This is a genomic window from Mesorhizobium sp. M7A.F.Ca.US.002.01.1.1 (assembly GCF_004022955.1).
Classification (GTDB): domain Bacteria; phylum Pseudomonadota; class Alphaproteobacteria; order Rhizobiales; family Rhizobiaceae; genus Mesorhizobium; species Mesorhizobium ciceri.
The window spans coordinates 1-6,619 of record NZ_RZQE01000333.1; the positions used below are offsets into that span (position 1 = coordinate 1).

6 protein-coding genes are annotated in these 6,619 nt (G+C 59.4%); 3 read left to right on the forward strand and 3 right to left on the reverse strand.

Features of this window, described 5'->3' with window-relative positions; translation table 11 throughout:
* Both EN932_RS25480 and EN932_RS25485 read right to left on the reverse strand, forming a co-directional pair.
* Positions 1–449: manganese catalase family protein (locus EN932_RS25480; RefSeq protein ID WP_206618959.1), on the reverse strand; the 449-nt coding region annotated here is incomplete at its 3' end.
* Between the two features lie 192 nt (positions 450–641).
* Entirely contained in the window at positions 642–1,757 is a 1,116-nt protein-coding gene (locus EN932_RS25485) for a hypothetical protein (protein ID WP_164752036.1), read from the reverse strand.
* 158 nt (positions 1,758–1,915) lie between these two features.
* Between EN932_RS25485 and EN932_RS25490 the strand changes: the two genes are divergently transcribed.
* Both EN932_RS25490 and glf read left to right on the forward strand, forming a co-directional pair.
* Entirely contained in the window at positions 1,916–3,088 is a 1,173-nt protein-coding gene (locus tag EN932_RS25490; RefSeq protein ID WP_024504622.1) for a glycosyltransferase, read from the forward strand.
* A gap of 2 nt (positions 3,089–3,090) precedes the next feature.
* Positions 3,091–4,233 (forward strand): UDP-galactopyranose mutase, encoded by a 1,143-nt coding sequence (gene glf / locus EN932_RS25495; protein ID WP_024504623.1) that lies wholly within the window; start codon positions 3,091–3,093, stop codon positions 4,231–4,233.
* An 87-nt stretch (positions 4,234–4,320) separates the two neighbouring features.
* On the opposite strand, the gene EN932_RS25500 is transcribed toward glf, so the two are convergent.
* The gene (locus tag EN932_RS25500; protein ID WP_127371054.1) at positions 4,321–5,487 is read right to left on the reverse strand and encodes a beta-glucosidase; all 1,167 of its coding nucleotides are present in this window, start codon (positions 5,485–5,487) and stop codon (positions 4,321–4,323) included.
* Positions 5,488–5,938: 451 nt separating this feature from the next.
* Between EN932_RS25500 and EN932_RS25505 the strand changes: the two genes are divergently transcribed.
* Entirely contained in the window at positions 5,939–6,214 is a 276-nt protein-coding gene (locus tag EN932_RS25505) for a hypothetical protein (protein ID WP_127367608.1), read from the forward strand.
* Positions 6,215–6,619: the final 405 nt, after the last annotated feature.

Sequence of the window (6,619 nt, forward strand, 5' to 3'; positions counted from 1 at the left end):
GTCGCAAGCACGCGGCCGCTTCCTTCCGCGGTGACGTTTGCGACCATATCCGCGGCAAGATTGCCGCTGGCATAGACATGCGAAGCATTGAAGGGAACGCCGTTGGCGTTTTCAGGCAGTGCGGCCAGGCCGGTCGACAAGATATGGCGGAAGTTCATCCCGTTGAGGACCGAGCCGCCGACCGTGTCCGACGAGATGTCCTCCTGCAGCGAAAGTGGTGCACCCTCAAGATTGAGGGCGACCGCAGTCGCCAGCATTTCGATATGGCCGAGCTCCTCCGTCGCCGTGTTCAACAACAGGTCGCGGTATTTGGCCGGCCCGCGGCATCCCCATGCCTGGAAGAAATACTGCAAGGCCACGCGGATCTCGCCTTCTACTCCGCCGATGGCCTGCTGCAAGGCACGGGCAAAGACTGGATTGGGCGTTTCCACACGAACCGGGTACTGCAATTTCTTGTCGGTGAATACATGGCTGACTCCTGGTTGGAAGTCAGCCGAACCTCAGCTCTGATGCATTGTTCCGTGCGAGGAACACTTAATTCCGGCAGGCTTTCCGCAGGAATGTCTCGAGCCACGGACGCTTATTCGCAATGCGAGCCGTCCAGTTCGTTGATGCAGTCGGTGCGAGTGGCGCCGACCGGATCACGCGACCCTGGAAAGCAGAGCGACGTCACATCTGGCCAAGCCGTAGCGCCACCGATGATCAGTCGTGGCGACCCGGCTCTGATAAAACAGTGAAAGCTGGCTGCCTTCGATCATCACTGTCGAGTGGCCGTTCTCTCCCGGCTGGCCTGGTTCCAGCACCGGGCCGATCGAGACGTAAGGTCCAGCAACGTTATCCGCGATGGCAAAAAACACGCGTTGCCGGTTCCCGCGAAGGCCATTGGGCAGAAAGCAAGTGGCATTGAGAAGCACGCGACCGTCCGGCAATTCGACCAGTTGTGCGCCCTCAATGCCCCATTCATAGTCGGGATCCTCTCTCGTGTTGTGGTGAGGCACATCATTGTGGTCGAGGATCTTGCCGATCCGCTTCCAAGGACCGAACCATGAGTCGGATTGGCTGCGTGCGAGATAGATGTCGGGCTGCGGCACCCTGGTGAATTTTGGCATGGCGGAATAGACGAGATAGCGCTTGCCGCCAATAAGTGCGGGATGCGGATCGTAAATGCCATCTTCCTCGGTGTCCGGGATGGCGAGGATGGCGGGGCTAAGAACCACCCACTGGAACCCGTCATTGGAAACCGCATGCTCGCAGCGGCCGCCAGACTTCATGAACTCGGTCTGGATGAACATGTGAAAGACGCCGCTTTCGTGGATGACCCCCGGAGCCGCAACACCACTCCCATTGATTGGAAGCTCGATCGACTGATGCTCGGTCCACGGCCCATAAAGGTCCGGCGCCGTGGCGTGCAGTATCGTCCACGTCTCGGTGGTCACCGTGCCGCTCGAGCCGAAGACGTGCCACAGGCTGCCATCAAAGACGGGGCAAGGGTCCTTGAGATCATCCACGCTTTGCGGATGAAACAGCGGAAAAACGTTGGTCGCAAAGTCGATCTTCATATCAGCCCCGGAATTCGCCTGGCACGGACTCGCCAGCGATGCGGGCGAATCAACTTGATGTCCTGCGCATTTTATAGCCAGCGACTTCAACGCAAATACGGCAGGTCCGTTCTCCACCGACATTCCCCCGTCGCTCACGCTTTCAAAGCCCGGCGATGCGCGGCGGGCGTTCTCAGCTTCGCGGAAATATGGTCGCATTCGTCATCCGAGCGGTGACCGAGAGCTCTTCACTTCACCTTGGAACAACTCACGCGCTGGAAAGTTAGGAGCTGGCATCGAAGTCTATTTCTCCTCGATCCGCGCTTAACAAATGTTAGTCGTAACATAAACTAAAGATTACGGGAAGGAACATCTCAATGGAAGCAGCCTTGGGCAGGGTATCCGCCAGTAAACACACTGGCAGGGAAAATCTACTGGTTTGCTTCTCCCACTTGCGATGGAATTTCGTTCATCAACGGCCGCAGCATATCCTCACCCTCGCATCCGAGCAGCAGAGAGTGGTCTACTTTGAGGAGCCTGTTTTCGAAGAACTGCCACAGCCGCAGATGCGGACGAGCGAGGCATCGCCAAACATCCTGATCGTGACACCAGTGCTGCCGCTCGGCGCGTCGGCCGCGAAATCAGATGCCGTGCAGCGGAGGTTTGTTCAGCAGATCATAGCTTCTATGCCGCACAGCCGGCTGATCGCCTGGTATTACACGCCGATGGCTCTCCGCTTCACGGAGTTTCTTGACCCAGACATATGCGTCTACGACTGCATGGACGAACTCTCCGCTTTCAAGAATGCGCCGCCCGAACTGGCGCAGATGGAAAAGGCACTTCTGCGCCGCGCCGATCTCGTTTTCACCGGTGGCCTGAGCCTGTTCGAGACCAAGCGCCGCCTGCATCAGGCTATTTACCCCTTTCCGAGCAGCATCGACGTGAAACATTTTCACAAGGCAAGGCTGCCAGGAAAGGACCCAGCCGATCAGGCCGGCATTCCTCACCCGAGGGTGGGGTATTTCGGCGTCATCGACGAGCGGCTGGACGCCGGACTCGTGGCGCTAGCGGCGCGGACGATGCCGGACGTGCATTTCGTCATGATTGGCCCCGTGGTCAAAATCGATCCTGCAATCCTGCCGAAGGCCGACAACCTGCATTGGTTGGGTGCCAAGGCCTACTGCGACCTGCCCGATTATCTGCGCCATTGGGATGCCGGCTGGATGCCGTTTGCACTCAACGAGGCGACCCGGTTCATCAGCCCAACCAAGACGCCAGAGTTCCTGGCTGCGGGCCTGCCCGTAATCTCGACGGCGATCGTTGACGTCGTGCGCAGCTACGGCGCTGCTGGACTGGTGGAAATCGCCGACAGTGACGACTTGGAGAGCAAGCTGCGCTCCATGCTTTTGCGACCGCGTGAGATGCTGCTGCCGCAAGTCGATGCCTATCTGGCTGACATGTCGTGGGAAAGAACATGGACGGCCATGGCCGCTCACATTGAGGGCGCCTACCGACGCAAGAAGGTCGTCCCGTTGCGCAGGAGCGCATAGCCGTGTTCGATTGGCTGATCGTCGGCGCGGGGTTTGCCGGCAGCGTGCTTGCCGAAAGAATAGCCTCGCAGCGTCATGAAAGCGTTCTCTTGGTCGATCGCCGCAGCCATGTCGGCGGCAACGCCTATGATTGCTATAATGAAGCCGGCATCCTCATCCACCGCTATGGGCCACATATTTTTCACACCAACAGCCAGTCGATCGTGGACTACCTCTCGCAGTTCACCCAATGGCGCACATACGAGCATAGGGTTCTGGCGGCGGTGGATGGGATACTGCTCCCCATCCCGATCAATCTGGACACGATAAACCGCCTTTATGGCCTCGAACTGAATTCTGCACAGTTGGAGGAGTTCTTCGCGTCGCGACGCGAAACGGTTGAGGACGTGCGAACGGCCGAGGATGTTGTCGTCAGCACCGTGGGACGCGAACTCTACGAAAAATTCTTCCGTGGCTACACCAGAAAGCAATGGGGCGTCGATCCGAACCAGCTGAGCAAATCGGTGACGGCACGAGTGCCGACCAGGACCAACCGCGATGACCGATATTTCAGCGACAGCTTCCAGAAGATGCCTGCCGGCGGATACACGAGGATGTTCGAGCGCATGCTCGACCATCCGAACATCAAGATCATGCTGCAGACCGACTTCCGCGAAATTCGTGACGAGATACCGTTCAACCGCCTGATCTATACCGGCCCGATCGACGAGTACTTCGGCTGGCAGCTGGGGCGTCTTCCTTATCGTTCGCTCCGCTTCGAGCACGTCACCCTCGACCAAGAGCAGTTTCAGCCGGTTGCCGTCGTCAACTATCCCCAGACGGAAGATTACACCCGCATCACCGAGTACAAACATCTGACCGGCCAGCAGAACGCGCGGACCAGTCTGACCTACGAATATCCCACCGATATCGGGGACCCGTACTATCCGGTGCCGCGGGCCGAAAACGAAGAGCTCTTCAAGCGCTACGAAGCGCTTGGCGCAACCTGTCCCGACGTGTGGTTTGTCGGTCGCCTGGCAACCTACCGCTACTACAACATGGATCAGGTGGTCGGGCAGGCCCTGGCAACCTTCGCCCGCATCCAGAAGAGCGTCCCGGAATGGGCGAGCGCGGGGAAGGCGTCGTTGGCCGAAGGGGCGCTGTAGCTCGCCCACCCGGACGTACCTGGGAGCATCGAGCGTGGCAAGGCGGCGCCGACAGGCGCTCGCAACATCCCTCGTGCCGCTCATGTATTAACGCGTCAGGTTCGCCGCGAACAAAGCTCGCTGGCGGGCCAATTCCTCCGCGATGGGCTTGCGGACGTGCCGACTGCCGTCCGCCTGGACGACCGAAAACAATCCCACCTCCGCATGCCGCGAATTGTCCCAGCCCGGATAGGCGGTTATCGGGTATAGGCAAATACCTTCGATCGGCGCTTCGAAGTCAATTGCGGCACGCACCTCGTCGCAGACATAATGGAGCCACGCCGCCCCGCCTGATCCCTCGGAGCCGGTCTCGGCGATGAACATCGACTTGCCATATCGATGCGCGACCTCGATCAGCATCTCGGATAGGGCACGGTACTCGTGGTGCCCCATGGGAATCGTCGGCCCGTTGAGGTACCACTGATTGTGCGGGTAGAAATTCAGGCCAACGACATCGACAACATCGTCGCTGCCCCCCAACTCGGGCTCTGCCCGGCCCAGCAGCATGTCGTAAGCTTCGAACTGTCCGAGACGGGCATTTTCGGCCCGACGCCGTTCGGTCCGCGTTCGGTCGCGAGGAGCAATGTGGATAAGCGGCTCGGCCCAGACAAATCTGCAAGCGGGATCGACCTCGCGCATCGCGCGAACGCCAGCTATTGCAGCTCTCACGAGGTGCCTCTTGAACCATCCCCGCTTCTTCGGGCCAACGCGCGGGAAATAGCCAACCTCAACAGCCCAGGCGAAAAACGAGATTTCGTTGATCGGGCACAACAAAGGCGCTGTACCGGCGATTGAACGATGAACCCTCACAGCTTCTGCAGCGAACGAGGCATAGGCATCGATGAAATGCATCGACCCTTGATCAACGTGGTCTGGACATCCGTAGTGGAAGATGTCCCAGATGACCTGGACACCTGCCGATTGCGCTGCTTCGACCATCGGCGTCCAGCTTGACCAGTCATAGTTTCCAGGAGCGGTTTCGATGAGGTGCCAGCGCAATCCGTCGCGGACGGTACGAAGACCGAGTTCGGCGCAACCGCGGTAGTCGCCCAGGGCGTGCAAATAGTGCGAGGTCGCACGGATAAGATCGAGGCGGACGCCGTCCTTGCGCCGGTGCGACGAGCACTCAAAGCCAGCCATGAAAAAACTGGCGAAGGGCGACGTGCCCGCAATCGAAGTCACCTCATTGCCTTCGCTGTGTCGTGCTTCGCTCATACGAAGTCTCCTGCAGGCATTTGGGCTCAGTCTCGGCTGCCGAATGCAGATCGAAGCAGCCATGAGCAATCCGGCTGCCGTATCTCATCCGCCAGGCTGCACTTTCGTCCTGTGCTTAACGGGATGGTTCCAAACCGGATGATCGAGCCTTTGTTCCCGTCGACCCCGTCAGAGGCAGACAGCAGCCAGGGAAGAAGCTGCGCGAGGCAAGTCGGGGGTCAGGCACATGCCGTGATCGGATCATCCAACGCTCCGACGAAGGCAGGCAACAGTCCGTTCAAATTTCGACTTTCCAATATCGATCATGCTGGCGAGAGGGACGCGGCCCGTCGCGTCAAGCCGCTCCGTCGATCTTTGCCGGCAGAGCGCGCGCCATTCAGCTCAAGCGGGAACATTGGCTACGTCAGCAAGTTTGATCGCCATAGCAAGGGGCCGCAGGGCGGGCGCGCAGATGAGACATCTGCTCAAAGAAATCCTGGTCGAGATCGCTGAAATCCTTCCAGCGACGGCTCAAAAGCGCGACAATTCGGCCGAAGCACTGCCCGTCCATGCGCCGAACTTCCCCCACGATCTGGAGCCGGTTATTCGGGCAGACCCTTCCTACGAGGTGCCATCGCAACGCGCCGACGATCGGCATAAATCAGTCGCAGTTGAGCAAGCCGCAAGCTGTATGGAGGGATGCGGCGCCGGCTCGGATGATCTTACCTTTGCCAGTCACTGCAGATGAACCCACGGTCAAGGCTCACGCCTCTGACGGGCACGGCGTCGAGTGCCGAGCGAACGGCTTCAACGTTTGAGGTGTGGGGCCGGGCTTACGGCCTGAAGATCAACGGCGGTTGGCCTGCGCCTCTTCATCGCGCCATCGCTTCGGTCCGCCTGCGACGCTACGCGGCACAGTCGCGCGTGAGCCAAACCGTACCCACGGGTCAATCTCTTCTCCCAAGAAGGCCGCGCCATGGAGGGACCAATAGCGCGGCCCGGCTGAGGTATGACCCACTAGCCCTCGTCGGATGCCAGTGACAACATCCGAGCATGAACTCAACTGTTCGAAATAGCTAATATTCCTTTGGCATCTGGCTAAAGCGACGACCAGCAGCAGTGCCCTTGGACGGTCGTGTTCTGGCAATGAAGC

Excerpts from the sequence above, each read along its gene's own strand:
- EN932_RS25485 (WP_164752036.1), bottom strand. The coding sequence starts at position 1,757 with ATGCGACCATATTTCCGCGAAGCTGAGAACGCCCGCCGCGCATCGCCG.
- EN932_RS25490 (WP_024504622.1), top strand. The coding sequence starts at position 1,916 with ATGGAAGCAGCCTTGGGCAGGGTATCCGCCAGTAAACACACTGGCAGG.
- EN932_RS25500 (WP_127371054.1), bottom strand. The coding sequence starts at position 5,487 with ATGAGCGAAGCACGACACAGCGAAGGCAATGAGGTGACTTCGATTGCG.
- EN932_RS25505 (WP_127367608.1), top strand. The coding sequence starts at position 5,939 with ATGAGACATCTGCTCAAAGAAATCCTGGTCGAGATCGCTGAAATCCTT.